We start from the raw sequence: 22,932 nt of genomic DNA on the forward strand, positions 1-22,932 counted from the left end.
GACGCCATGGCCGATCTGGCTGTGGTTTTTCACTGGGCCCCGACTGACATGGATCAGTTAGGCCTGCAAGAGCTGATGGACTGGCGCGAGCGTGCCAGGGTGCGGAGTTCCACCGATGGCAAATGATCTGCGGCTACAGGTGGTACTGGACGCCATCGACAAAGCCACCCGCCCGTTGAAGCAAATCAACAATGGCAGCCTGGAGACTGCCCGCGCGCTCAAGGCAGCCCGCGATCGCCTGAAGGAACTCAACACCCAGCAGAAGGACGTCAGCGCCTGGCGGGCTCAACGCGCGGCCGCTGAACAGACTGGTACGGCCCTCACCGCCGCACGGGACAAAGTCAAAGCGCTGGGCCAGCAGTTCGCAGCAACCGGCGCGCCAACCAGGGCCATGACGCGAGAGTTTCAATCAGCGGTGCGCGAGGCCCAAAAGCTAAAGCAAAAGCATCAGGAGCAAAGCATCCAACTGCAAGGGCTGCGCTCAAAGCTCTACGATGCCGGTATCAGCACCAAGAACTTGGGAACCCACGAGCGCCAGCTGCGCGAGCAAATCACCGCAACCAACGCCAGCATCAGCGCCCAGAGCAAGCGTATGGCGGAACTGACCGCTCAACACAAGCGAGCGGCGATTGCCCGAGGGAATTACGACAAGGGCAAACAGCTCGCCGGTAGTGCAGCTGTGGCCGGCGGGTCCGGCCTAGGAGTGGCTTACGCTGCCAGCCGCCCAGTCATGGGCGTGGTCAAAGACTACGTCGACTTCGAGTCAGCGATGATGGGCGTCGCCAAGCAGGTCGACGGCGCGCGTGACAACAACGGCAAGCTCACCGCCACCTACTACGAGTTTGCGGACGCGATCAAAGCGGCCAGCAACGAGATGCCCATCGCTACCACTGAGTTTGCCGCCCTGGTCGAGGCACAGGCCCGGGCCGGTATCCAGGGCAAGGAAAACCTGCTGACCATGGCAAAGGTGTCAGCCACTGCCGCCGTGGCCTTCGACCTGCCGGCAGAACAAGTGGGCGAGGACATGGGCCGGATCGCCGGCTTGTACAAGGTGCCGATCAAGAACATCTCCGCGCTGGGTGATGCGCTCAACTACCTGGACGACAACACCCGCTCCAAGGGTGGCGACATCATTGAAACCTTGACCCGCATGAGCGACGTGGCCGACAAGCTCGACTACCGCAAGGCGGCGGCGCTGGGCAGTACCTTCCTGTCTCTCGGCTCCGCACCAGAGGTTGCTGCGAGCGCCTCCCGGGCAATGGTCCGTGAGCTGTCCATCGCCACCATGCAGGGCAAGAAGTTTCAGGAAGGTATGTCCATGGTAGGGCTTGACTCGAAAGCCGTGCAGAGCGGCATGAGCAAGGACGCAATGGGCACGTTGATGGGCGTTCTGGAGCGCATCAAAAAACTATCGCCAGAAAAGCAGACAGAGGCGTCGACGCGGATTTTCGGCAAAGAGTTCGGCAAGGACGCCGGCAAATTGGTCAATAACTTGGACGAGCTGAAACGTCAACTCGACCTGGTCAATGACGCTGCCGGCAATGGCTCCATGCAACGCGAAATGGACATCCGCGCTGATGCCATCGAAGGTCGCTGGCAGGTGCTGCAGAACAAGTTGTTCAACACCAAAAGCGGAGCAGGCGAAGCTGTACGATCAACTATGGTCGACGTCATGGACGCCTTGGGTGGCGTGCTCGACAAGGTCAATGCATGGGTCAAAGCCAATCCGACATTGACCGCCACCCTGCTGAAAATCGTAGCCAGTGTGGTGGTGCTGTCTGCGGTATTCGGTGGGCTCGCCCTCACCCTTGCCGGAATAATGGCACCCTTCCTGTTCCTGCGATTCGGCCTCGCAATGTTCGGCCTTCGCCTGCCCGGAATCATCGGGATCTTCAAGGTGTTCGGCACGGTACTGCGCACGCTGGGCGGCATTCTGATCGGTCCGCTGGTGACCGCGCTTCGCACAGTCAGCATTGCGCTGTGGGGGCTATCGGCCAACCCGATTGTCCTGGTTATTGCCGCCGTCGTTGCCGCGTTGGCCGGGGGGGCCTACCTGATTTACAAAAACTGGGACGCGGTGAAGAACTACTTCTCCAACGCCTGGACAGAGATCAAAGCCGGGTTCAGCGGCGGGATCATCAGCATCATCAACGCCCTGGCGAACTTCAGCCCCATCGGCCTGATCTACCAAGCCTTCGCCGCCGTGCTGAGCTACCTGGGCGTGGATCTACCCAACCGCTTCACCGAGTTCGGCAACATGATCGTCAATGGCCTGGTCAACGGCCTCAAAGCCGGGCTCGGCGCCGTCAAAGACGCCATCAGTTCCATCGGCGACGCCAGCATTGGGTGGTTCAAGGAAAAGCTCGGTATCCACAGCCCATCGCGCGTGTTCGCCGAGTTGGGTGGGTTCACCATGGCCGGCCTCACACAAGGCCTGGAAGGTGGGCAGAAAGGCCCATTGGATGCCCTGACCAGCGTAGGCAAGCAGATGACAGCGGCAGGCGCCCTGGCCTTGGGCGCTACCGCCATGCCGGCGTTTGCCGTCGACAACGCCCCACCCATCAGCAGTGGCCCGGCTGCAGCGGTATACGACAGCCACGACGTCTACCATATCAACATTGAGGCTGGGCCAGGCACCGACATGCAGAGCTTGGAAAAGAACGTGCGCGCCTTGATGGCCCGCATCGAAAACGAAAAGAAAGCGCGTCAGCGCAGCAAACTCTCCGACCTGGAATAACCACCATGATGATGGCCCTCGGCATGTTCGTGTTCAGCCTCAGCACCGCCGCCTACCAGGAGCTGCAACGCCAAACCGACTGGCGCCATGCCAGCAACAACCGTATCGGCGCGGCGCCTGCGCGGCAGTTCGTGGGCCGTGGCGACGACGCCATCACCCTCCCCGGCATCATCTTCCCCGAGCTGGCTGGCACCACCCTCAGCCTCGACGCGATACGCCTGATGGCGAACACCGGCAAAGCCTGGCCTATGGTCGAGGGCACCGGCCGAATTTATGGCCTGTGGGTGATCGAAAGCCTGAGCGAGACCAAGACCCTCTTTTTCAGCGACGGCACCCCACGGCGCATTGAATTCACCCTGAGCCTCAAGCGCACCGACGACGACCGCATTGACCTGCTCGGCACCGGTACCCGGCTAGGTGTAAACATTCTGCGAGGCCTGTTGTGATCGAGTCCGTCATATCCAAGGTCACCGGCTACCTGCGCAACACCGCCGAACGCTATGTGCGTGATGCGGCCTATCCCGTGCCGGCTTACCGCCTAACCGTCGACGGCCTGGACATCGCCCAATTGATCAGTCCGCGGCTGATGAGTCTGGAGCTGACCGACAACCGCGGCGTCGAGGCCGACCAGCTCAGCATCACCCTCAGCGACCACGACGGCCTGCTAACCATCCCGCCCAAGGGCGCTGTGCTGCGGTTGTGGCTCGGCTGGAGCGACACCGGTCTGGTGGACAAAGGCACCTACACCGTCGACGAAACCGAACACAACGGCGCACCGGACGTGCTCAGCATCCGCGCTCGATCAGCAGACCTGCGCAAAGGCCTCAAAACCAAACGCGAACGCAGCTGGAGCAACACCACCCTCGGCGACGTACTGGGCGATATCGCCATCGGCAACGGCCTCACCGCGACCATCGCCGGCGCCCTCGATGGTTTGCCTATCCTGCAGCTCGACCAGGCCAACGAGTCAGACGCCAACCTGATCAGCCGCCTGGGTGAAGAATTCGACGCGGTGGCCAGCGTAAAAGCTGGCTGCCTGTTGTGCTTGCCGGCGGGCGGTGGCAAGACCGCCAGCGGCATGGACCTACCCCATATCGTCCTCACCCGCGCCGACGGCGACCAACACCGTTACCTGCAAGCCGACCGCGACAGCTACGACGGCGTGCGCGCCTACTTCTACGACGTGAACAGCGCCAAGAAACAGGAAGCCATTGCCGGCGGTGGCGACAACCTCAAAGACCTGCGCCATACCTACAGCGACCATCAGTCAGCTCTGCGCGCCGCCCGTGCAGAGTTCCGGCGGTTACAACGCGGCAGCGCCACGCTCAGTTACACCCTGGCGATGGGCAGGCCGGATCTGATCCCCGAACTCACCTACACGCTGCAGGGCGTGAAGGCGGAAATCGACGAGATCATTTGGTATGGCGGGAATGTGCAGCACAGCCTGAGTCCGGACGGCGGATATACGGTGAGCCTGGAGCTGGAGAGCAAGTTGCCGGAGGACAACGTTGAGGATCTGGCAGAAGAGAACAAGGGGGACTACACGGGGATCATCGCGCACTACCGCGACCAGAAAACCGGGAAGGAAAAGACGATTACTGCGGGAGATCAGACGAAGCCGAGGCGGCTGCAGTGGTTGTATGCCAGCGAGAGGACGGCCAAGCGGGCCGTGGATCGGGAGTGGAAGAAAGCTCAGGCTGACAGGAATGTATAAACCCCGGAGCGTATCCGGGGCCTGCTAACAATTTACTCAGGTGCTTGGGTGAATATCTCCAATAACCGCAGCACATCTTTCTGGCGCTGGTGGCTGATTGACCTGAACATTGCCAGCAACATCACTTCCTGTTCGCTAAGGCAGTCCGCATCTACGACTGACACTTCGCTTTCCGATACACCGCTGTTCTCCATCATGCGAATACTCCTTTCACACGCAACGGGGACTCGGCGCCTACATGGCGCCGTTAAAGCTTCCCGGGGAACAGCTAATTTCCTTCACGTATTGCTGTGTCATCGGACAGCAAGCAGAAAAATATGTGTGCTGCTACGTCACTGCACTGGCTTAAAAGGGGGGAGCGTCATGTAAACGCCGTTCTCACCCCACGCCTGCAAATTGCCCTTGGCATCTACGACGTAATGCTCGTTGAAACTGGTCTCAGGATCATCAAGACGTAGCCCACCATCCGCCTGCTTTTTCCCTACATAGCGCTCGGTGTTTTTCCCACCGCTGGCAAAGATGGAATCCATCAAATACTTATCGTTTTTCTTGTACAAGACCATCACATGGCCCAGCGCCCCATCCTGCAACCAGCTGCCAATCCTGTTCGGATAGGCTTTCAGATTAAGCCCTTTAAGGGTTTGATAATCCTGCACGCTCAAACCGATCAAAGAGGATTTGTAATCAGGGTCAAAACTGGCATTGGCCCAATAGGTGCTTTCGGTTTGCCCTTCAACGCGGAACCCTATGAAGGTTTTGTCGGCCTTGAATTTGGTATTGGCGCGAATGGCTTTAGCCACCTCAGCCAGATCGGCGTCGCTTAAACGCTGTGGCAGCAAGACTTCGACTTTCCGAGGCCTGCCTTCTCGGAAATCATCCTTGGTAATCGAGTAGGCCGCCGATTGCTGTGCAGGCCCCTCAGCAGCTTTTGCCTTTTTACTACTGGTGCACATCGACAAACCTACGACGACAATGAGCACCAGCAGGACGAATCCGAATACCTTTTGCAAAAAGGTCACACCAGGACTGCGAACACCGCAACTTGGGCAGACCTCCGCGCTTGTATCCACCTGGTGTTTGCATGATTTACAGGGTGTTAACGCCATCCGAACCGCTCCTTTCTTTTCCCACGAAAAAAACCGACCTTCATGGTCGGCATGTCAAATCCGCGTCTAAAGCTATGACTCACTAATTGGGCGGCTTCGATCCTTCCAGACCTGCTGCACTCGCAAATGCCGATGCCGTCCGCAACAACACATTGCGGTCCGGCTCTGACATCTGACGCATGCTCCCCAATACGGCCGCTTCTACCTCGCTGAGGTTATTGAGGTTGGCGTCAGCTCGCGATCCCGTCAGTACGAAATGCACATCAACCCCCAGCTCCTGAAGCCCGGAGAGATAACGCAAGTCAGGGGAACTGGACTCAAGCTCATAGGCCTTTTGAGTCCCACGGCTGACGCCTGCAGCCACGCCAAAGTCGGTCTGGTTTTTGCCCAGCCGCTCGCGCTCTTCTCGCAGACGTTCACCTACCCCAGAAGAAATGAGCATTTTTTTGATCAAAATAATTTGACTTGAGCAGAAAACTGACCAAGAATCCTTTTCGTCGAACACGATTAAACACGGACGAACACTATGCATGCCCTACAGACCCCCGAGCAAGCCCGCGCGGTTCTTGATCGCGAGGGTAAAAGCATTGCCGAATTCAGCCGCCAACATGGCTTGAACAAAAATCTGGTCAGTGACCTGCTGAACGGCCGAAAGAAGGGCCGTCGCGGTGAAGCGCATCGAGCAGCTGTACTGCTCGGAATCAAAGACGGCCAGATCACAAACTAGGGCCTCTGGCTCCAAGGGGAAACCAGAAGATGAAACGCCCAGTTCTAGACAGCAGGAAGAGCGTTGTGATGGCCGTCATCGGCGCCTACCCAGGTGGCCGGGAATACGCCTCGGCAGACCTCGGCATGCCACTGAAGAAGTTCGACAACCAGGCCTATGAAAACGCCGGCAGTCGCCCGCTCACCGACGCGCACATTCACCGCCTGGAGCAGGTCGCCGGCACCACGTTCCTGGCCGATTACATCGCCTCACTGTACGGAGGCATGTTCGTTCCGTTGAGCCTCCCGGAGAACCTGGACAACGTGGAGTTGTACAGCCGCTCACTCAAGGCTTCCGCCAAACGGGGCAAGGTCGATCAGATCATGTCTGCAGCCCTCGATGACGGCGTTATCGAAAAGAAGGAAGCCGACGCAATCATCGCCGCACTGATCACCTACATGTCCGCTCGCTACGCCGAAGTGTTCGCGACCATCCAGCTCTACAGCCAGGGAGCTGTCTAGTGAGTACCTACAAACTGGTTTGTCCCCACTGCCAAGGCCGCATGCGCATCCGCACCAGCGAAGGCCAGCACATTTTCCTGCGTATCACTTACATGCAATGCACCAACGAAGCCTGCGGCTGGTCGGTGCGTGCTGAATTTCAAATGACCCACGAACTGAGCCCCAGCGGCATGCCCAATCCGGCTGTGAAGCTGCCGATTGCGGACGTGGTCATTCGTCGCCAGGCAATGAAAACCGCCAATGATCAACCTGATCTGTTGGACCAGATGGAAATGGAGGGTGCAACTGTATGAACGCCATCGCCTTGACCACAAACCCCACCAGCGACTACCGCGCCGCTATGCAACAAGCGGCGGTGGCCTACCTCTATCGCCATCGCTGCCAGCACCTGGCCGGTGACACGCAGTTGCTTGAGAACTGCGCCCGCTATCTGACGCTGTCGCTTGAAGTCCCTCAGCACCTGGTGCAACGCATCGCTGAACTGGCCGTTGCCGAGTTCGAAAGCATGACCTGCAAGCGCGTTGCATGGCTTGGCGTTCACCCCAATAGCAGCCCGTTTCGACCGGTCATCTGGCTGCTCGACAACTGCACCCAACAGCGACACCCCGTTTCAGCGCGCTTGCTTCCCACGCGCCTGCTGCTGACTCGCAACCTCCCGCACTAACCCGAAACCAATCCCTGATGTATGCCCGCACCGCGTGGGTAGGGGAAATTTGCAACTTACTGGTGGCCGAAATGAGCAAAATCACCATAAAACTTGAGCTGGACGAGCAGCAGGCGCAGCACTACCTGTTGTGGTTGACCAGCCAGTACGAAGTCACCATGGCTGATATTTGGTACTCCGATCGCTACCGGAATGTACCGAACGGCCAGCGCGGGCCAAAAGTGCTTGCCGACTACCCGCACCTGGCAGGTATTGGTAAGACGCGCCACGAACTGAAGAAGCAGCTCGTTGTGCCGACTGCGGAGCGTCCGCAGTGATACGTAAGCCTATGGAAGACAAGATCCGGGCTGATGTACTTCAGCGTCTGGAGTCCGATTACGGCCTTCAGCACATGACCGGCACGCATTACATGCGCAAGGGCACCTGCCCCCAGTGCAATCAGAAACGCCTGTTCTCGCGTCACGATGAGCCGTGGTTCATACGCTGTGGCCGTGAGGAAAAGTGCCGGTACATGGCTCCCACAAAAGAGCTGTACCCGGACCTATTCGACGACTGGAGCAAGCGCGCACCGGCTACCAGTGACCAGCCAGCCGCTAGTGCCCAGGCTTACCTGGCGTTCGCCCGGGGTTTACGTGTGGAGCTGATTGAGGGCTGGTACACCCAGGAAAGCTACTTCGATCGCGACCTGAATATCGGCTCTGCAACCGTGCGGTTTCCGCTTGAGCATGGCGGGTACTGGGAGCGCCTGATTGATCAACCTTCCCGCTTCGGCAAGAAGAAGGCCCGGTTCCAACCGCTCCAGAGCTACAGAGGGCATTGGTGGTGCCCACCGTGTCTGGACCTGTTGGAAGTAAACGAACTGTGGATCGTTGAAGGCATCTTCGACGCGATTGCGCTCATTCAAAACGGTATCTCGGCTGTCGCCGCTCTGTCATCAAACGCCTTTCCAGAAGAGTCGCTGAAGGCGCTCATCACCGCTCGCGGTGGCAAAACTCCCAAGTTGGTTTGGGCCTTGGACAACGAGCCAGGCGCTCACAAATACACCCGTAGCTGGGTGAAACGGGCCCGTGAACTTGGCTTTACCTGCGAAGCCGCCCAGATCACACAGCCGGACGCACGCAAGGTTGACTGGAACGATCTTCATCAGCGTTGGGCATTTATCGACGACGAGAAGGTCCGTGCGGAACGCATTGAAAAAGACCTAAAGGAAGCCCGGCACCACGGCGCCCTGCTGATCGCAGACAGTGCGAGTGACAAGGCGTTGCTCATGTACCAGTGGCGCGAGCGCGAGGAGTTTCACTTCTGTTTCGACTCCCGCCTGTACTGGTGGAAGTTGGACCTTGCGAAATACAACAGCGCCAAGCAGGCGTTGGAGAAAAGCGACGACCAGGAAGCCCAGGTGCTGAACGAAAAGCAACTGCGGGAGAAGGCCCTGAACGTGGCCGGCTGCGTCGTCGAAATCGCCAACTGCTACCCCAAAGCCCTCTATTTCCAGCGAAACGAGATTACCGACGAGTCCTGGTACTTCTTCCGCGTCGACTTCCCCCACGACGGTGGGTCAGTGAAAAACACCTTCACCGGGGGCCAGGTCGCCGCTGCCAGCGAATTCAAAAAAAGACTTCTCGGCATGGGCGCCGGGGCCGTGTTCACCGGGAGTGGACAACAGTTGGACAAACTCATGAAAGACCAGCTTTTCGGCATCAAGACAGTTCAGACCATCGACTACGTGGGCTACAGCAAGGAATACCACTGTTACGTGTTCAACGACGTTGCCGTCCGCGAAGGCCAGGTCATCCACATCAACGAAGAGGAGTTTTTTGAGATGGGCAAGCTGAAGCTCAAAACTCTGCAAAAGGGTGTGAAGATCGATCTGGAGAAGGACAGTAAAAACTACGACCCACAGTGGCAGGGCCTTCTGTGGCAGTGCTTTGGCGCCCAGGGAATCGTCGCGCTGACGTTTTGGTTTGGCTCACTGTTTGCCGAACAGATCCGCAGCCGCTACCAGTCGTTTCCGTTCCTTGAAGCCACGGGTGAGGCTGGCGCCGGCAAAACCACCTTGCTTACCCTGCTTTGGAAACTAGCAGGCCGGGACGGATACGAAGGGTTCGACCCGTCCAAGTCCACCAAGGCCGGCCGTAGCCGCCTGATGGGTCAGGTATCGGGCATGCCCATCGTGTTGCTGGAGTCGGACCGCAGCGGTGATGACAAGGCCCACGCCAAGACCTTCGAATGGGACGAACTCAAGGACTACTACGGCGGCGGCACGCTTGCGACCAAGGGCGTCAAAACCGCCGGCAACGAAACCTACGAACCGCCATTTCGCGGCACGATCGCCATCAGCCAGAACGCCCCTGTGGTGGCGTCTGAAGCGATCATGACCCGGATTGTGAAACTGCACTTTGTTCGCCCGAACGTGACGCCAGAGAGCCGAGCGGCGGCAGATCGCCTCAATGCCCTGGAAGGCTCGAAGCTCAGTAACTTTGTCTTGCAGGCGGTTCGCAAAGAGCTGGAAGTGATGGAGCTGTTCGCCCAGCGCATCCCAGGCTACGAGGCGAAGTTGCGCAACCTGCATTCGCATTGCTTTGCCTGCGAGGCACCGTTTCAGGACGAGCAAGCCGATTGTCAGCACTGCGGCAACAAGCTGCGTGGGTACATCCGGGTGGAGCGGATCAACAAAAACCACGCCCAACTGCTCGCCCTGCTCGACTGCCTGCTCATGGTGGTGCCGCTCACTGAACCGCAAGTCAGCCACACCCGCACGCAGATCATCCGCATGGCGATCGAGCGCCAGTCCTCGATCAGCTCCGACCATCCGGTGGTGGCTGAATTCTGGGAAGTCTACGAGTACCTGGAAGGCCTCGACGCCGACGGCCCAGTGGTCAACCACAGCAAGAAAGACAACATCATCGCGATCAACCTCAACGACTTTGTGAAGTGCGCGGCCGAGCATCGCCAGAAGATTGCCGACGTCAGCGAGCTGCGCGAGCGCCTTAAAGACTCCCGCTCCCGGAAGCTGCTCGACATCAACAAAGCCACTGACAGTGCGGTACGGGCTCACCAGGCCAAGACCAGCAACGCAGTCATTACCAAGCAACCCATCGTGAAGTGCTGGCACTTCCAGGCCTGACCAATCAACAGCAACACCCGCCAGGCGCTGCAACGCCGGCCACCACCCAAAGGAGAAGCACCGTGCACGTACAAGTCATCACCGGTGACGGCCAACAAGGCGAAACCAACCGCCTTCGGCACCTGAAAGAGCTCAAGGAATGGTTTAACGAGTCCGGAAAAATCGTTCACGCCGAAGCATACGACCCAACCGGCCTGATCGCGATCCTGGAGGTTCGTGCGGTAAGCGACAAAGAAATTCTGGTGCTTGAGTGCAGCAGGGATCAGATCCAGGCAGTCCTGGAATGGCAGTCAGCAACTGATGAGGTTGTTGAGTTTGAAAACCTGCTGCTGCACCTGGTGCGGAAGCAAAACCCAACCGGCGAAAGCCAGTAAAAAGGTGGTGCCGAGGGGCTGCAACCCCTCGACACCGACCACCCAAAGGAGAAGCACCATGCAAGTGAATCAACCCAAAGGCGGCACCGCAGAGGCTACCACAACCCCGCTGACTGTCGGTGACAAGGTCGGCTACGTCGCTATGAGCGGCAGTGGACAGCAATACCGGCTAAGTGCTCGTACCGGCGTCATAGAAGCGATCGATGGCAGCGTTGCCACCTTGCGAGCCTCGAACGGTCGGCTCATCACCAAACCGCTCAACAAACTGACACCTGACGGCCAGCCCAATGCGTTGACGCGCATGCTCATGGGGGGGAGTGATCATGGCTGACTACTTTTACAAGTCCAGCGAGCCAGAAACCGTCGCCATTGTTCAGAGCTTTTACGTCATGAAGGATGCTTTCAGCGCTCTCTTGATTGCGCTGGGTGAGCATTTCGGCGGCAAAGTCGCACCAATGCGTGATGTCGACTCCCACTTCGCAGGCGGCGTGAAACTCAGCGGTGGCGCCGAGCTTGATGTGCACTGGTGCCGTCCTGATGACCATGGCTATCGGGCACTGCGCACTGCTGCCAAGCCTGGGAAAGGCAAATCGAAAGAGGAAAGAGCTGACATCCGGGCGGAACATGAACGTCTTGTCGCGCTGTGGAACGAACATTGCCCAGCACGCTTGAGCTGCACCGAGTATTGGGATCGTCTCGGCGTGAATAGCGGCAACCTTTGGCTTTGTGGCGGTATCAAGTTCGAACTCGACGGAGTTGCCTATTTCCACCTTGGCTTCCAGATCAACAAAGCCGAGCACCACTCCCAGGTCGCAGCTGGCCAACCAACAAGCGGATGGATCGACGGTGCAGTTGAGATCCTGGCCAGCGAGTACGAGACCGCCCGCCTAGCAAAACTGAAGGCGAATAAGGTGGCAAATGGCTAAGAACTCTATCCCTGAGCGCAAGCGGCCGACTATGGCAAGCCACCGACTCGACCTCCCGAGCCGCTGCGACATCTGCGGCCACGCACGCTCCACCCGCAAGCACCAGGCCTGTAGCCGTATACGCCAGCAACGCAAATCAGCGGAATGGGCTGCATACATGGCCGAGCGCGAAGCGACCAAACAGAACAAACCGCGTCGTTACGCACACTGATAACCAACACGGGCGGGACACGGGGAGCTGCAACTCCCCCACTGCCTGAAAGGAGAAGCACCATGCATTCAAATCAAAACTCAAACAGCACTACGTTTCACTCTTTTGAGCCAGTGACACCTGTATCGGCACCACTGCAACTGACTGCTGATCTGCGCTACATCCTTGGCATTCCTCACACCAAATTAGCCAGTACAGCCCAGCTACTGCGGCAGCAAGGGCACTGTATTGGGGAACGTAGTGAAGATGAGCAAACCGCTGTCATCCATTGGATGCTTGGCCACTACCTTCGTCGCGGTATCCATTGGAGAGTGTTTGCTTACGCAGAACTTGACGCCAGCGATAAATTTCCAGGGTTTCCGGGAGACGAGTCGTGACCGTATTCCTGCTGCTCTACCTATGCGCGGATGCGGCACGAATTGATTGCCGGGTGGTGAAGGCTGACAGCTGGAGCGGCCCCCACGCCTACGAGCAATGCACCGACGTCGTACCAGGGTTGACCAAGGCACTGACTGCACCCAACCGGAAGCGGCATCGATTCGTTTGCGAGATCCATGTGGACGAGGCCAAACCCGCAGAACATAAGGCTCTGCCTACGTTCACTCATCAATCGTTTCGGATGTGAGGGGGGGTAACCAATGACGATTACATCACCGGTCATCCGTTACCACGGAGCCAAGTTCCGGCTCGCACCGTGGGTGCTGCAACACTTCCCTCAGCACACTTGCTACGTCGAGTCATTCGGTGGCGCCGCCGGCGTGCTGATGCAGAAGGCACGATCATATGCCGAGGTCTACAACGACTTGGACGGCGACATCGTGAACCTATTCCGAGTGCTGCAGGATCAAAATTCCCGATCGGGACTTGTCGAACGCCTGGTGTTCACACCTTATTCGCGAGAAGAATTTGAGTTGTCGTGGGAGCCTTGCACCGATCCGATAGAACGCGCCCGCCGAACGATCATCAGGGCTCAGATGGGTTTTGGCTCTGCCGGCGCTACCAAGGGAGTCACGGGTTTTCGTATTGACACCAAACGTCAATACGGGACAGCCCAGTCACTCTGGGCTGCCTATCCCGATCAACTTGCAGGGGTTGGCCAGCGGCTGAGAGGAGTGTTGATCGAGAACAGGCCGGCGATCGAGGTTGTTAAGGCGCACGACGGACCGCAGACCTTGCACTACGTTGACCCGCCCTACGTGCACGACACCAGATACAAGGGTGCATCAAGCGGCAGGTACTACAAGCACGAAATGGATGACGCCGCGCACCGCGAGTTGCTCGCTGTTTTGCTCAAGCTGGAAGGGATGGTGGTCCTGTCTGGTTACCCAAGTGATCTGTATGCCGAGCTGCTACCTGGCTGGGCCAGTTATGGCACTTCCGCCCGTATCAGCGCTGGGCGCGGCTCCGCGACACGTACTGAATGCATATGGGTCAACCCTTACTGCCACAGTCAGTTAAATCGCCTGTCTCTGTTTGGAGAAGTTTGATGAATACAGCCTTCATTCTTATGGCCCAATACGACGGCCAGGCGATTATCTCGCTGGAGGTAGTGTGCCGGGATTACTTCACACACCTGACGCCGGAGATGTTCCAGCGCAAGGTGATGAGCGGTCAGATCAAGTTGCCCATCACCCGACTGGAACCGAGCCAGAAGTCGGCCAAAGGCATCCACCTCACCGACCTCGCTGTCTACCTCGACTTGCAGCGCGCCGCCGCTGTGAAGGAACACAACCAGCTCAACGGGATAAAACACGCCGTTTGAGCCACTTCTCTGATGCGGCGCCCAGTTGGACGGGCGCCCTCAGTATCTTTTCGTGCCATTCCCAGCCCATATAGCGGTCACCCTTGCCACGCAGGTGGGTGTAGCGCCGCATTGAATTCCAATCCCGGTGGCCCGACACACTTGCCACGCGTGGAATGTCCCAGTCCATTTCAAACAGGCGGCTGACGCCTTCATGCCGAAGGTCGTGGAAGTGCAGGTCCACAATTTCTAGGAACTTGCAGGCTTTGGCCCAGGATGTGGAGATGGATTCAGGGCTGTAGGGGAAGATGTCTTCGCCGGCCTTCGGCATGGTCTGGAGGATCTGCCAAGCCTCGTCCGGCAGGTAGCACCACACGTCGTTGCCGATCTTCTGCCCGGGGTTCTTCATGTCGCGCACCAACACCCGCTGGCCAGGCTCGTCGACGTCGGCCCAGCGGATGCGGGTTATTTCATCCAGCCGGCGCGTGGAGAACAGGGCAAAGCCCACGACCTTGAGCATATTGATGACCGTTGGGCGCCGCGCCTGCATGGCCTGATAGTGCGTGAGAACCTTGTCCAGCTCGTCCAAAGTCGGCCGGCGGTCACGCTCGCGGCTTTTCAGGTTGTAGCCCAACTTACGCAGCACCCGGCGGGCGCCGCCCATGGCGAGCGGATCTACCTGATAGCCCCAGGCGTCTTTGGCGATCGCCAGAACGGCGCCGAGATGCGCCAGGTCGTTGCCGGCGGTTTGCGGCTGGACGCCCCCGCCCTCACGGCTCATCCGAAACAGGGCAAAGTCGACCAGGCATTGGGTAGTGATGTCGGTATCGCTCAGTTGGCCGATGTCCATCTTGCCGATGGCTTCAAGCGTGGCCTTCTTGGTTTTGCCCAGCGGCCGGGCCTTTCCTACTTCCAGCAGGTACTGGTCGATCATGTCTTTGACGGTGACGCCCTTCCGACTGGCCCGCTCGATCGCGCCAGGCTGGTCCAGCTCCGATTCACGCTTGCGCGTCCACACCTGGGCGGCCTGTTTCCGGGCGAAGGTCTGGCTCTCTTGGTAGACTTGCACTCCGTCGCGTTTGATGCGGATTTGAGCCGTGTAGCTCACAGTCCCATCCGCCAGTTTTCTTGCCCTGATAGTCGCCATATCGAAAGTGGTACGCGTCAGTTTTGAGGTGGTACATCGTACCACCGAGCCTCTAAAAACGCCTGAAAACGCCCTGAAACTCGCCAAGAACACGTTGAGTAAAATGCTAGATAAACAGAGCTTTAGCCCAGCAGAATCAAGCCCCGCACTGTCTCGGCGCTTTAGCGTTGCACCTATGATGGATTGGACGGACCGCCATTGCCGGTTCTTCCTGCGCCTGCTCTCCAAACACGCCCTGCTCTACACCGAGATGGTCACCACCGGCGCTATCCTCCACGGCGACCACGACCGCTTCCTGCGCCACAACGAAGCCGAGCACCCGCTTGCACTTCAGTTGGGCGGCAGCGTCCCCGCCGACCTGGCCGCCTGCGCTCGTATGGCTGAGGCCGCCGGTTACGACGAAGTGAACCTGAACGTCGGCTGCCCCAGCGACCGGGTGCAGAACAACATGATCGGCGCAATCCTGATGGCGCACCCTGCCCTGGTGGCCGATTGTGTGAAGGCGATGCGCGACGCAGTGTCGATTCCGGTGACGGTGAAGCACCGTATCGGGATCAATGGGCGGGACAGTTATGCCGAGCTGTGTGATTTTGTCGGGACGGTGAGGGATGCGGGGTGCACCAGTTTTACGGTGCATGCGCGGATTGCGATCCTGGAGGGGTTGTCGCCGAAGGAGAACCGTGACATTCCGCCGTTGCGCTATGACGTGGCGGCGCAGTTGAAGCGGGATTTCCCGGCGCTGGAGTTCATTCTCAACGGTGGGATCAAGACGTTGGAGCAGTGCCATGAGCATTTGCAGACGTTTGATGGGGTGATGCTGGGCCGGGAGGCTTATCACAATCCGTATTTGCTGGCGGAAGTGGATCAGCAGTTGTTTGGCAGTGCGGCGCCGGTGATCAGCCGAGCTGAGGCGTTGGTGCAGTTGCGGCCTTATATTGCCGAGCATTTGGCGAGCGGTGGCTCGATGCACCATGTCACTCGGCATATTTTGGGATTGGGGACTGGGTTTCCGGGAGCGCGTAAGTTCAGGCAATTGTTGTCGGTGGATATTCACAAGGCGAGTGATCCGCTGGCGCTATTGGATCAGGCCGGGGCGTTGTTGGAAGGACGGTAACCGCTCTCAGCCGACGGTCTCAAGGCAGTCAATCAAGGTCTCGATAAACCGCTGCAACGAGGGTGGCAGTGTGCGTTTGGGCATGGTCAGGACTTGAACGGAGCGGTCGGCAAATCGAGGGTTTGTCAGCGGGATCGACACCAGCTCATCGCTGCCATTCACCCGCTGGCTGATTGCGCCGCCCAAGGCGACGGTGTCGGTGTGGCGCACAAACTCGTGGATGGCTCCGGAGTAGTTGCAGGTCATCACGTGGTTGAAGGCCAGTCCCTCCATTTCGCAGACCAGGTCGAATAGCTGCCGTTGGGTCGTGCCTTTGGGGGTGAGCGCCAAGGGGAACGGCGCGAGCGCGCGCAGGGGCAATTGCTTGTGCGTCGCCAGCGGATGGCCGGCGCGCATGATCGCGCGTATCGCTGAGCGGCCTGAATAGAGGATCTCGACACCATCGGTCGGCTCTGTGCTGAACGTCAACCCGACGTCGGCATCACCACGCTTCACTTTCTCTGCGCATTCGAACGGCGACATCACCTCCAACACGTACTGGAAATCCGGGTGTTGCCGGTAATGCTGGATCAGCACGTTCGGCAGAAAATAGCGCGATAGCCCTTCTGTCGAGACCAGGCGAATCACGCGCGCGCCGGGGTAATCTCCACCGCGCAACTCCGACAGCAGCGCTTGTTCCTCCAACGAGGCGCGCCTTGCGTGGTGGGCCAGCGCGCTGCCCGCCGCCGTCGGTTCCATGCCCCGTGGCCGACGCTCGAACAAGGGCACGCCGATACTTTCCTCCAACAGGGCGATCTGGCGGCTGACCGCGCTGGGGGCGATATGCAGGCGCTCACCCGCCGCCGCCAGCGAACCTGAATCAAACACGGCCAGAAAATAACGATAATCCATGGGTTTCCCGCGCATAAAGACATCTATTAATTAGAAGCCAGTCTTCAAAAAACAGCAATATACAGTGCGATGGGCGACTTCTATATTGGCCTGAATCACTCAGCCCTTATCGGAACGCTCATGTCCAAGCAACACGCCCTCGACAGTGTTCGCCACGCCTTCACTGACGGTCATTTCGAAGCCGACTTGCGTCGCCGGGTCGCTATTCGCAGTGAAAGCCAGGCCCCCGGCCAAGCGCCGGAATTGACACGGTACCTGCAAGAGGAAATACAACCGGCGCTGGAGCGGATGGGCTTTGAATGCCAGGCCCTTGAGAACCCGAAGGGCGCGGGCCCACTGCTGTTTGCTTCGCGTCATGAAGGCGCGGACTTGCCAACGGTGCTGACCTATGGGCATGGCGATGTGGTGCTCGGTTATGCCGAGCAATGGCGTGAAGGCCTTAACCCGTGGGCGCTGACCGTGGAAGGCGACCGTTGGTATGGCCGCGGCACCGCCGACAACAAAGGCCAGCACAGCATTAACCTGACGGCATTGGAGGCGGTGATCAAGGCCCGCGACGGACGGCTGGGGTTTAACGTCAAGGTGCTGTTCGAGACCGGCGAAGAATGTGGCTCGCCCGGGTTGCGCGAGGCCTGCACGGAGCATCGCCAACTGCTGCAAGCCGATGTATTCATCGCCTCGGACGGCCCGCGCCTGAGTGACAACCGCCCGACGATTTTTCTCGGCTCTCGCGGCTCGGCGCTGTTTTCCCTTGAGGTGCAGGCACGCGACAAGGGCTTGCACTCTGGCAACTGGGGCGGCGTGATGTCCAACCCGGCCGTGGTGCTGGCCAACGCACTGGCCAGCCTGGTGAATCAGGACGGCCGTATTCTGTGCCGGGGGCTGGTGCCCTCCTCCATACCCGACGCAGTGCGCGAAGCCATCCACGACTTGGGCATTGATCAACATTCCCTCGGCCGACCTCTGGATGTTGACTGGGGTGAGCCTGGCCTCACCTTGGGTGAACGGCTCTTTGGCTGGAATACCTTGGAAGTCCTCGCGTTCACGGCGGGCAATCCGGCCAAGCCGGTGAATGCCATTCCACCGTCGGCGATTGCGCATTGCCAATTGCGCTTTGTGGTCGGTACAGACTGGCAGAACCTGGAGCACCTGCTGCGCCAGCACTTGGATGCTGAGGGCTTTCACGGCGTCAACATCGTCGTTGATCGCTGCACACCCAGCACTCGGTTAGACCCTGACAATCCCTGGGTGCGCTTCGCAAAAAAGGTCATCAGCGACACCACACCGAGGCCGATCGCCGTACTGCCGAACCTTGCCGGTACGCTGCCCAACGACATTTTCGCTGATGTATTGGGGTTGCCGACCTTGTGGATTCCACATTCCTACCCCGGCTGCTCGCAACATGCGCCGGATGAACACCTGCTGGGTTCGGTGGTGCTGGAAGGCCTGCAAATCATGACCGCACTGTTCTGGGAACTGGGCGATAGGGCGCAAGCCCGCGCATAAAAAACAGGGCCCTGATCCACCTTTTATCCCTGCCGCTCACACACTTACAAAAACCAGGAGCGTCGAACATGACAGCGCTGTCGTCCACACCCGCCACACCGGCCATCGAACAAGCACAGCCCCTATGGAAACCGGTCGGTGCCGCCTTGATCGGCAACACCCTTGAATGGTTTGACTTGTCGGTCTACGCCTACTTTGCGTTAACCATCAGCAAGGTATTCTTCCCCGCAACGGACCCGGCAGTGTCGCTGTTTCTGGCGTTCGCAACGTTCGGCATTTCGTTTCTGATTCGCCCGCTGGGTGCTGCGGTACTGGGCTCCTATGCCGACCGGCAAGGTCGTAAGAAAGCCTTGAGCCTGTCCATATTGCTGATGCTGATCGGCACGGCGATGATCGCGGTGATGCCCAGCTATGCCGCTATCGGGGTCATCGCCCCCCTCGGAATCCTGTTTGCGCGCCTGCTGCAAGGGTTCTCCGCCGGCGGCGAGTTCGGTAGCTCAACCGCGTTCATGATGGAACACGCGCCGCAAAAGACGCGTAACTTTGTCGCGAGCCTGCAATTTGCCAGTCAAGGCTTTGGCGTGGTGATCGCCTCGTTGTTCGGCTACTTCCTGACGACCAATCTGGATGATCATCAGATGCTCGAATGGGGTTGGCGGGTGCCGTTTTTCTTCGGTTTGATTCTGGGCCCGGTGGGGCTTTATATCCGCCGTACGGTGGATGAGTCGCCTGATTTCAAGGAGAGCGAGCCGGGTTCACAGCCGCTAAGGGAGGTGTTTGTTTCGCAGAAGACATTGCTGCTGGTCGCGATGGGCGTGCTGATCGTGTCGACGGCGTCCAATTTCATGATGAAGTACATGCCGTCCTATGCGTCAACCACGTTGAACATTCCACAGTCGTCAGGCTTTCTGGCGACGCTGACCGGCGGCCTGATCCTGACCCTGGTGACACCCGTTGTCGGTTTCATCGCCGGGTTCGTCAGCCGTATCAAGATCATGCTCTGGGCTTCGATCATCTACATCCTGAGTATTTTCCCGGCCTTCGTCTGGCTGAACAAAGTGCCGAGTGCAACGTCGTTATTGCTCGTCGTCTCGATGATGGCGCTGATCAAGGCCGTGTACTTTGCACCGCTGGCCTCACTCATGGCCGATGTGTTCCCGATCCGTACCCGGGTGACGGGCATGTCGTTGAGCTACAACCTCTCAGTGACGATCTTTGGGGGCTTTGCGCCAGTGATTGCCACGGGGCTGATCGCGCTGACCGGGTCGCAGTTGGCGCCGAGTTTTTATCTGATCCTGGCGGCGGCACTTAGCATCAGTGCCTTGCTGGTTGCCAAGCGGAAGTTGAAGCTGTCGTAACTCAACCCCCTATGACGGCAGGATTGCGGTGACGGTGAGTGCGCTATCGCAGGCAAGCCAGCTCCTACAGGGGGGGGCGGGTTGTCTGGAGGGCAGTTGGGTTGAACCTGCTGGCCGATTTGGCCTCCTATTGAGCAGGTAGGCCGGTGTTTCAAACGGCTGTTTTCAGGATGTTGCCCTCGCAAACGATCGAACGCATTTGCGCCCTTGAGCGCCTGTCGGCGCTCGGGTAATGTCATCAGACCCATAGGACAGAGCACGCCCATGACTTCCAAGCTGGAACAACTCAAGCAATTCACGACTGTCGTAGCCGATACCGGCGATTTTTCCACCCTCGCCAAACTCAAGCCTCAAGACGCCACCACCAACCCTTCCCTGCTGCTAAAGGCCGCGTCGATTTCGGCGTATGCGCCGTTGCTGGATGAGGCTGTAAAGGACTGCAACGGTGACGTGGGCCTGGCCAGCGACCGTTTTGCGGTAGCTGTGGGTCAGGAGATCCTGAAGGTAGTGCCGGGCCGCATCTCCACCGAGGTGGACGCCCGCCTGTCGTTCGACGAAGCGGCCATTCTCAAGCGTGCGCACCGTCTGATCGACTTGTACGAAAAGGCCGGCGTTGGCCGTGACCGCGTGCTGATCAAGATCGCGTCCACCTGGGAAGGCATCCGCGCTGCAGAGAAGCTGGAAAAAGAAGGCATCCAGACCAACCTGACCCTGCTGTTCTCCTTCGCCCAGGCCGTGGCGTGTGCTGAAGCAGGCGTGTTCCTGATTTCGCCGTTCGTGGGCCGTATCTACGACTGGTACAAGAAAGCCAACGGCAACGACTATACCGGCGCGGATGATCCGGGCGTGCAGTCGGTGACGCGCATCTACAACTACTACAAGGCCAATGGCTACAAGACCGTGGTGATGGGGGCAAGCTTCCGCAACCTGAGCCAGATCGAAGAGCTGGCCGGGTGTGATCGCCTGACCATCAGCCCGGACCTGCTGGAGAAGTTGGCTGCCGACGAAGGCAAGCTGGAGCGCAAGCTGTCGCCAGGCCATGCCGGTGAAGCGCGGGTGCATTTGACTGAAGCGCAGTTCCGTTGGGAATCCAACGAGGATGCGATGGCGACCGAGAAGCTGGCGGAGGGGATTCGTCAGTTTGCTCGGGACCAGGAGAAGCTGGAGGCATTGCTGACTGCCAAGTTGTAAAAGACGGCGGTTGCAAAAAGGGCGGCACCTTTGCGGGTGCCGCCCTTTTTTGTCTTTCACCGACCTGAAGTCGAACTCAGTACATTTGGAATGTATTCCAACAGTAAAATCAGTGGCGCTCGAGGGCGTTGACGAGGTCGTGGAAGGCTTCGCGGTTGGACTCGTTGAGGCCCATCAGGATCTTGTGCGCTTCCAGCACCTTGACCCGCACCACTTCCTCGGACTGGTCCTGGGATGGCAGGTCGGTCAGGCATTCCGGGCAAGGGATCGGGCGGTCAACGATGTTGAACACCTGGTCGAAGCCCATGGACTGCAGCAGACGGGTGATGTCTTCGTGGGTGGTGACGACCGTAGGCAACAGGCCGACCTTCTGCCGAGACAGAATGGACAACTTGGCCAACAGCCCAAGGGTGGTGCTATCGATGCTGCGGGTTTCGGTCAGATCGATCACGATCGCCGAGAAATTCAGCGCTGTGAAGATCCGCTCAATCGTCGCATCCAGCGCCGAACACAAGGTCAGGCGCACTTCACCGACAAACTTCAGGACGAAGGTCCCGTCTTGCTCGGCGAATTGGATTCTTCCGGTACTCATCAAAGATTCCTGCTCAACACCAATAGGGCGATATCATCCGGCATCTCCCCTAGCGTGGCCAATCCAAACACTTGCCGCAGGCCATCCAGGCTGCCGCCCGCCGACTTGACCTTTTGAGGCAAGGCGGCTTCTTTCTCCTTGAGTGTAGGCTCTGGAAGCAGGTCCAGGATACCGTCGGACATCAGCGTGAGGCTGAAGGTCGGCGGCAGCTCCAGGATGTGGTCTTCGTAGGTGGCTTCATTGAACAAGCCCACCGGCAGGCCACGCCCTTCCAGGTAACGCACACTGTCAGGAGTGTATAAAACAGGCATCGGCAGGTGACCGCCAATACTGTAGGTCAAAAGACCGGTTTCTTCATCGATCACGCCGCCGACCATCGTCACGTGCTTGCCCAGCTTGCAACTGATCAGGCCTCGGTTGATGTGGCCCAGCACCTCGGAGGGGGTGAACTCCGGCAAGGTGCCATTGCGCTTGGATTCGAACAGCAGCCGTGTGGTCATGAACTTCAACAACACGGTCACAAAAGCAGAGGAAGCTCCGTGGCCGGACACGTCGGCCAGGTAGAACGCGACACGCCGCTCATCGACGCGGAAGTAGTCGACAAAATCACCCGACAGGTACAACGACGGGATGATCTGGTGAGCAAACTGGAAGTCGTCGATGGTCCAGGGGCTGACCGGCAGCATGTTCATCTGCACCTGGCGACCGGCGTTCTGGTCTTCCTGGAGCAGGTTCAGGCTGGCTTCGAGTTCGCGGTTGGCGGTTTCGAGCTTTTCGCGGTAACGCTGGTTTTCCAGCAGCAGGCGTGCACGGTCCAGCGCACGACGCACCGAGTGCTCCAGCACAGCCAGGTCTTCGAGAGGCTTGATCAGGTAATCGGCCGCGCCCAGGCGCAAGGCCTCGACGGCATCGTTCATCACCCCGGCACCGGACACAACGATCACGGGCGTCTGTGGGGCAAGGTCGGTCACCTGGCGAATCAGCTCGAGGCCGCCCATCTGGGGCATGCGCAGGTCGCAGATCACAAGATCGGGCTTGTCGCGCTCGAACACCTGGAGACCCTGTTGGCCGTTGCCGGCCTGCAGGACGCTGAAGCCACTGTCTTCCAAATAGGCCGCGAGGCTCGCGCGCACTACTTCGTCGTCATCGATTATCAGCAGCGTGGCACTGGTTTTTTGCATGTGGGCAAACGGCGCCAGAATTAGGTTGGCGTAGGTGGCTCGACAATGGCCGGGCTCACGTACTGGATTCGCTTTCTAGCCACTCTGTCCTACAAAGCACGGGCTTTTGGCCCACGCACAACAGT

At 58.9% G+C, this 22,932-nt stretch carries 29 protein-coding genes; 22 read left to right on the forward strand and 7 right to left on the reverse strand.

Annotated elements, in window-relative coordinates; genetic code table 11:
* Positions 1-6: 6 nt before the first annotated feature.
* From HX803_RS13220 to HX803_RS13235, 4 genes are read left to right on the forward strand one after another with little or no spacing between them, the layout of a single operon-like run.
* Positions 7-126 carry a GpE family phage tail protein gene (locus tag HX803_RS13220; RefSeq protein ID WP_178921110.1) on the forward strand — a complete coding sequence of 40 codons (120 nt, stop codon included), beginning with the start codon at positions 7-9 and terminating at the stop codon, positions 124-126.
* Complete coding sequence (locus HX803_RS13225; protein ID WP_178921112.1) at positions 116-2,737, forward strand: phage tail tape measure protein; 2,622 nt, start codon at positions 116-118, stop codon at positions 2,735-2,737. Before HX803_RS13220 ends, HX803_RS13225 begins: the two co-directional genes overlap by 11 nt.
* A gap of 5 nt (positions 2,738-2,742) precedes the next feature.
* Complete coding sequence (locus HX803_RS13230) at positions 2,743-3,183, forward strand: phage tail protein (protein WP_178921114.1); 441 nt, start codon at positions 2,743-2,745, stop codon at positions 3,181-3,183.
* On the forward strand, positions 3,180-4,451 hold the full coding sequence (locus tag HX803_RS13235) for a phage late control D family protein (RefSeq protein WP_178921116.1): 1,272 nt from the start codon (positions 3,180-3,182) through the stop codon (positions 4,449-4,451). The genes HX803_RS13230 and HX803_RS13235 overlap by 4 nt, the downstream gene beginning before the upstream one ends.
* Positions 4,452-4,483: 32 nt before the next feature.
* On the opposite strand, the gene HX803_RS13240 is transcribed toward HX803_RS13235, so the two are convergent.
* From HX803_RS13240 to HX803_RS13250, 3 genes are all read right to left on the reverse strand, one after another.
* Entirely contained in the window at positions 4,484-4,648 is a 165-nt protein-coding gene (locus tag HX803_RS13240; RefSeq protein ID WP_178921118.1) for a hypothetical protein, read from the reverse strand.
* Between the two features lie 135 nt (positions 4,649-4,783).
* Positions 4,784-5,557: a zinc ribbon domain-containing protein gene (locus HX803_RS13245; RefSeq protein WP_178921120.1), complete on the reverse strand. Its 774-nt coding sequence runs from the start codon at positions 5,555-5,557 to the stop codon at positions 4,784-4,786.
* An 82-nt stretch (positions 5,558-5,639) separates the two neighbouring features.
* Positions 5,640-6,062 carry an XRE family transcriptional regulator gene (locus HX803_RS13250; RefSeq protein WP_372339910.1) on the reverse strand — a complete coding sequence of 141 codons (423 nt, stop codon included), beginning with the start codon at positions 6,060-6,062 and terminating at the stop codon, positions 5,640-5,642.
* 21 nt (positions 6,063-6,083) lie between these two features.
* Between HX803_RS13250 and HX803_RS13255 the strand changes: the two genes are divergently transcribed.
* The 14 genes from HX803_RS13255 to HX803_RS13315 all read left to right on the forward strand — a co-directional run bounded on the left by HX803_RS13255 (position 6,084) and on the right by HX803_RS13315 (position 13,848).
* On the forward strand, positions 6,084-6,284 hold the full coding sequence (locus HX803_RS13255) for a DNA-binding protein (RefSeq protein ID WP_017477234.1): 201 nt from the start codon (positions 6,084-6,086) through the stop codon (positions 6,282-6,284).
* Between the two features lie 29 nt (positions 6,285-6,313).
* A complete protein-coding gene (locus HX803_RS13260; RefSeq protein WP_178921122.1) occupies positions 6,314-6,784 on the forward strand; it encodes a YmfL family putative regulatory protein in 471 nt (156 codons plus the stop codon).
* A complete protein-coding gene (locus tag HX803_RS13265; RefSeq protein ID WP_178921124.1) occupies positions 6,784-7,077 on the forward strand; it encodes an ogr/Delta-like zinc finger family protein in 294 nt (97 codons plus the stop codon). Before HX803_RS13260 ends, HX803_RS13265 begins: the two co-directional genes overlap by 1 nt.
* Positions 7,074-7,448 (forward strand): hypothetical protein, encoded by a 375-nt coding sequence (locus tag HX803_RS13270; protein WP_178921126.1) that lies wholly within the window; start codon positions 7,074-7,076, stop codon positions 7,446-7,448. The genes HX803_RS13265 and HX803_RS13270 overlap by 4 nt, the downstream gene beginning before the upstream one ends.
* 71 nt (positions 7,449-7,519) lie before the next feature.
* Entirely contained in the window at positions 7,520-7,765 is a 246-nt protein-coding gene (locus HX803_RS13275) for a hypothetical protein (protein ID WP_177036319.1), read from the forward strand.
* A gap of 11 nt (positions 7,766-7,776) precedes the next feature.
* Positions 7,777-10,575 (forward strand): toprim domain-containing protein, encoded by a 2,799-nt coding sequence (locus tag HX803_RS13280; RefSeq protein WP_178921167.1) that lies wholly within the window; start codon positions 7,777-7,779, stop codon positions 10,573-10,575.
* A 62-nt stretch (positions 10,576-10,637) separates the two neighbouring features.
* The gene (locus HX803_RS13285; protein ID WP_178921128.1) at positions 10,638-10,949 is read left to right on the forward strand and encodes a hypothetical protein; all 312 of its coding nucleotides are present in this window, start codon (positions 10,638-10,640) and stop codon (positions 10,947-10,949) included.
* A 58-nt stretch (positions 10,950-11,007) separates the two neighbouring features.
* A complete protein-coding gene (locus tag HX803_RS13290; RefSeq protein ID WP_178921130.1) occupies positions 11,008-11,280 on the forward strand; it encodes a hypothetical protein in 273 nt (90 codons plus the stop codon).
* Entirely contained in the window at positions 11,273-11,875 is a 603-nt protein-coding gene (locus tag HX803_RS13295) for a hypothetical protein (protein WP_178921132.1), read from the forward strand. Before HX803_RS13290 ends, HX803_RS13295 begins: the two co-directional genes overlap by 8 nt.
* Positions 11,868-12,086, forward strand: a complete 219-nt coding sequence (locus HX803_RS32710) for a hypothetical protein (RefSeq protein WP_256732845.1) — start codon at positions 11,868-11,870, stop codon at positions 12,084-12,086. The genes HX803_RS13295 and HX803_RS32710 overlap by 8 nt, the downstream gene beginning before the upstream one ends.
* Positions 12,087-12,148: 62 nt before the next feature.
* On the forward strand, positions 12,149-12,463 hold the full coding sequence (locus HX803_RS13300) for a hypothetical protein (RefSeq protein ID WP_178921134.1): 315 nt from the start codon (positions 12,149-12,151) through the stop codon (positions 12,461-12,463).
* Positions 12,460-12,711 (forward strand): hypothetical protein, encoded by a 252-nt coding sequence (locus HX803_RS13305; RefSeq protein ID WP_178921136.1) that lies wholly within the window; start codon positions 12,460-12,462, stop codon positions 12,709-12,711. The genes HX803_RS13300 and HX803_RS13305 overlap by 4 nt, the downstream gene beginning before the upstream one ends.
* 13 nt (positions 12,712-12,724) lie before the next feature.
* Positions 12,725-13,573 (forward strand): DNA adenine methylase, encoded by an 849-nt coding sequence (locus HX803_RS13310; protein ID WP_178921138.1) that lies wholly within the window; start codon positions 12,725-12,727, stop codon positions 13,571-13,573.
* Complete coding sequence (locus tag HX803_RS13315; RefSeq protein WP_178921140.1) at positions 13,573-13,848, forward strand: pyocin activator PrtN family protein; 276 nt, start codon at positions 13,573-13,575, stop codon at positions 13,846-13,848. Before HX803_RS13310 ends, HX803_RS13315 begins: the two co-directional genes overlap by 1 nt.
* Here the strand turns inward: HX803_RS13315 and HX803_RS13320 are convergent.
* Positions 13,823-14,974 carry a site-specific integrase gene (locus HX803_RS13320; RefSeq protein ID WP_178921142.1) on the reverse strand — a complete coding sequence of 384 codons (1,152 nt, stop codon included), beginning with the start codon at positions 14,972-14,974 and terminating at the stop codon, positions 13,823-13,825. The genes HX803_RS13315 and HX803_RS13320 overlap by 26 nt on opposite strands.
* Positions 14,975-15,077: 103 nt before the next feature.
* Between HX803_RS13320 and dusA the strand changes: the two genes are divergently transcribed.
* Positions 15,078-16,088: a tRNA dihydrouridine(20/20a) synthase DusA gene (gene dusA / locus HX803_RS13325; protein WP_178921144.1), complete on the forward strand. Its 1,011-nt coding sequence runs from the start codon at positions 15,078-15,080 to the stop codon at positions 16,086-16,088.
* A gap of 6 nt (positions 16,089-16,094) precedes the next feature.
* Here dusA and HX803_RS13330 read toward each other — a convergent pair whose 3' ends face one another.
* Positions 16,095-16,979 carry a LysR family transcriptional regulator gene (locus HX803_RS13330; protein ID WP_178921146.1) on the reverse strand — a complete coding sequence of 295 codons (885 nt, stop codon included), beginning with the start codon at positions 16,977-16,979 and terminating at the stop codon, positions 16,095-16,097.
* Positions 16,980-17,099: 120 nt separating this feature from the next.
* Here HX803_RS13330 and HX803_RS13335 point away from each other — a divergent pair, with 120 nt between their 5' ends.
* The 3 genes from HX803_RS13335 (at position 17,100) to tal (ending at position 21,034) form a co-directional block, all read left to right on the forward strand.
* Entirely contained in the window at positions 17,100-18,485 is a 1,386-nt protein-coding gene (locus HX803_RS13335) for a M20 family metallopeptidase (protein WP_178921148.1), read from the forward strand.
* Between the two features lie 68 nt (positions 18,486-18,553).
* Positions 18,554-19,843: an MFS transporter gene (locus tag HX803_RS13340; RefSeq protein WP_178921150.1), complete on the forward strand. Its 1,290-nt coding sequence runs from the start codon at positions 18,554-18,556 to the stop codon at positions 19,841-19,843.
* A 264-nt stretch (positions 19,844-20,107) separates the two neighbouring features.
* Entirely contained in the window at positions 20,108-21,034 is a 927-nt protein-coding gene (gene tal, locus HX803_RS13345) for a transaldolase (protein ID WP_178921152.1), read from the forward strand.
* 109 nt (positions 21,035-21,143) lie between these two features.
* On the opposite strand, the gene rssC is transcribed toward tal, so the two are convergent.
* Complete coding sequence (rssC, locus tag HX803_RS13350) at positions 21,144-21,626, reverse strand: anti-sigma factor antagonist RssC (protein ID WP_003172602.1); 483 nt, start codon at positions 21,624-21,626, stop codon at positions 21,144-21,146.
* On the reverse strand, positions 21,626-22,807 hold the full coding sequence (rssB, locus tag HX803_RS13355; protein ID WP_178921154.1) for a two-component system response regulator RssB: 1,182 nt from the start codon (positions 22,805-22,807) through the stop codon (positions 21,626-21,628). Before rssB ends, rssC begins: the two co-directional genes overlap by 1 nt.
* Between the last annotated feature and the right edge of the window lie 125 nt (positions 22,808-22,932).

Source organism: Pseudomonas sp. P7548 (genome assembly GCF_013386585.1).
Taxonomy (GTDB): Bacteria; Pseudomonadota; Gammaproteobacteria; order Pseudomonadales; family Pseudomonadaceae; genus Aquipseudomonas.

Bases quoted from the DNA above. Each gene is read 5' to 3' on its own strand.
- HX803_RS13220 (WP_178921110.1), top strand. From the start codon at position 7: ATGGCCGATCTGGCTGTGGTTTTTCACTGGGCCCCGACTGACATGGAT.
- HX803_RS13225 (WP_178921112.1), top strand. From the start codon at position 116: ATGGCAAATGATCTGCGGCTACAGGTGGTACTGGACGCCATCGACAAA.
- HX803_RS13230 (WP_178921114.1), top strand. From the start codon at position 2,743: ATGATGATGGCCCTCGGCATGTTCGTGTTCAGCCTCAGCACCGCCGCC.
- HX803_RS13240 (WP_178921118.1), bottom strand. From the start codon at position 4,648: ATGATGGAGAACAGCGGTGTATCGGAAAGCGAAGTGTCAGTCGTAGAT.
- HX803_RS13245 (WP_178921120.1), bottom strand. From the start codon at position 5,557: ATGGCGTTAACACCCTGTAAATCATGCAAACACCAGGTGGATACAAGC.
- HX803_RS13255 (WP_017477234.1), top strand. From the start codon at position 6,084: ATGCATGCCCTACAGACCCCCGAGCAAGCCCGCGCGGTTCTTGATCGC.
- HX803_RS13260 (WP_178921122.1), top strand. From the start codon at position 6,314: ATGAAACGCCCAGTTCTAGACAGCAGGAAGAGCGTTGTGATGGCCGTC.
- HX803_RS13270 (WP_178921126.1), top strand. From the start codon at position 7,074: ATGAACGCCATCGCCTTGACCACAAACCCCACCAGCGACTACCGCGCC.
- HX803_RS13275 (WP_177036319.1), top strand. From the start codon at position 7,520: ATGAGCAAAATCACCATAAAACTTGAGCTGGACGAGCAGCAGGCGCAG.
- HX803_RS13280 (WP_178921167.1), top strand. From the start codon at position 7,777: ATGGAAGACAAGATCCGGGCTGATGTACTTCAGCGTCTGGAGTCCGAT.
- HX803_RS13290 (WP_178921130.1), top strand. From the start codon at position 11,008: ATGCAAGTGAATCAACCCAAAGGCGGCACCGCAGAGGCTACCACAACC.
- HX803_RS13295 (WP_178921132.1), top strand. From the start codon at position 11,273: ATGGCTGACTACTTTTACAAGTCCAGCGAGCCAGAAACCGTCGCCATT.
- HX803_RS32710 (WP_256732845.1), top strand. From the start codon at position 11,868: ATGGCTAAGAACTCTATCCCTGAGCGCAAGCGGCCGACTATGGCAAGC.
- HX803_RS13300 (WP_178921134.1), top strand. From the start codon at position 12,149: ATGCATTCAAATCAAAACTCAAACAGCACTACGTTTCACTCTTTTGAG.
- HX803_RS13310 (WP_178921138.1), top strand. From the start codon at position 12,725: ATGACGATTACATCACCGGTCATCCGTTACCACGGAGCCAAGTTCCGG.
- HX803_RS13315 (WP_178921140.1), top strand. From the start codon at position 13,573: ATGAATACAGCCTTCATTCTTATGGCCCAATACGACGGCCAGGCGATT.
- HX803_RS13320 (WP_178921142.1), bottom strand. From the start codon at position 14,974: ATGGCGACTATCAGGGCAAGAAAACTGGCGGATGGGACTGTGAGCTAC.
- dusA (WP_178921144.1), top strand. From the start codon at position 15,078: ATGCTAGATAAACAGAGCTTTAGCCCAGCAGAATCAAGCCCCGCACTG.
- HX803_RS13330 (WP_178921146.1), bottom strand. From the start codon at position 16,979: ATGGATTATCGTTATTTTCTGGCCGTGTTTGATTCAGGTTCGCTGGCG.
- HX803_RS13335 (WP_178921148.1), top strand. From the start codon at position 17,100: ATGTCCAAGCAACACGCCCTCGACAGTGTTCGCCACGCCTTCACTGAC.
- HX803_RS13340 (WP_178921150.1), top strand. From the start codon at position 18,554: ATGACAGCGCTGTCGTCCACACCCGCCACACCGGCCATCGAACAAGCA.
- tal (WP_178921152.1), top strand. From the start codon at position 20,108: ATGACTTCCAAGCTGGAACAACTCAAGCAATTCACGACTGTCGTAGCC.
- rssC (WP_003172602.1), bottom strand. From the start codon at position 21,626: ATGAGTACCGGAAGAATCCAATTCGCCGAGCAAGACGGGACCTTCGTC.
- rssB (WP_178921154.1), bottom strand. From the start codon at position 22,807: ATGCAAAAAACCAGTGCCACGCTGCTGATAATCGATGACGACGAAGTA.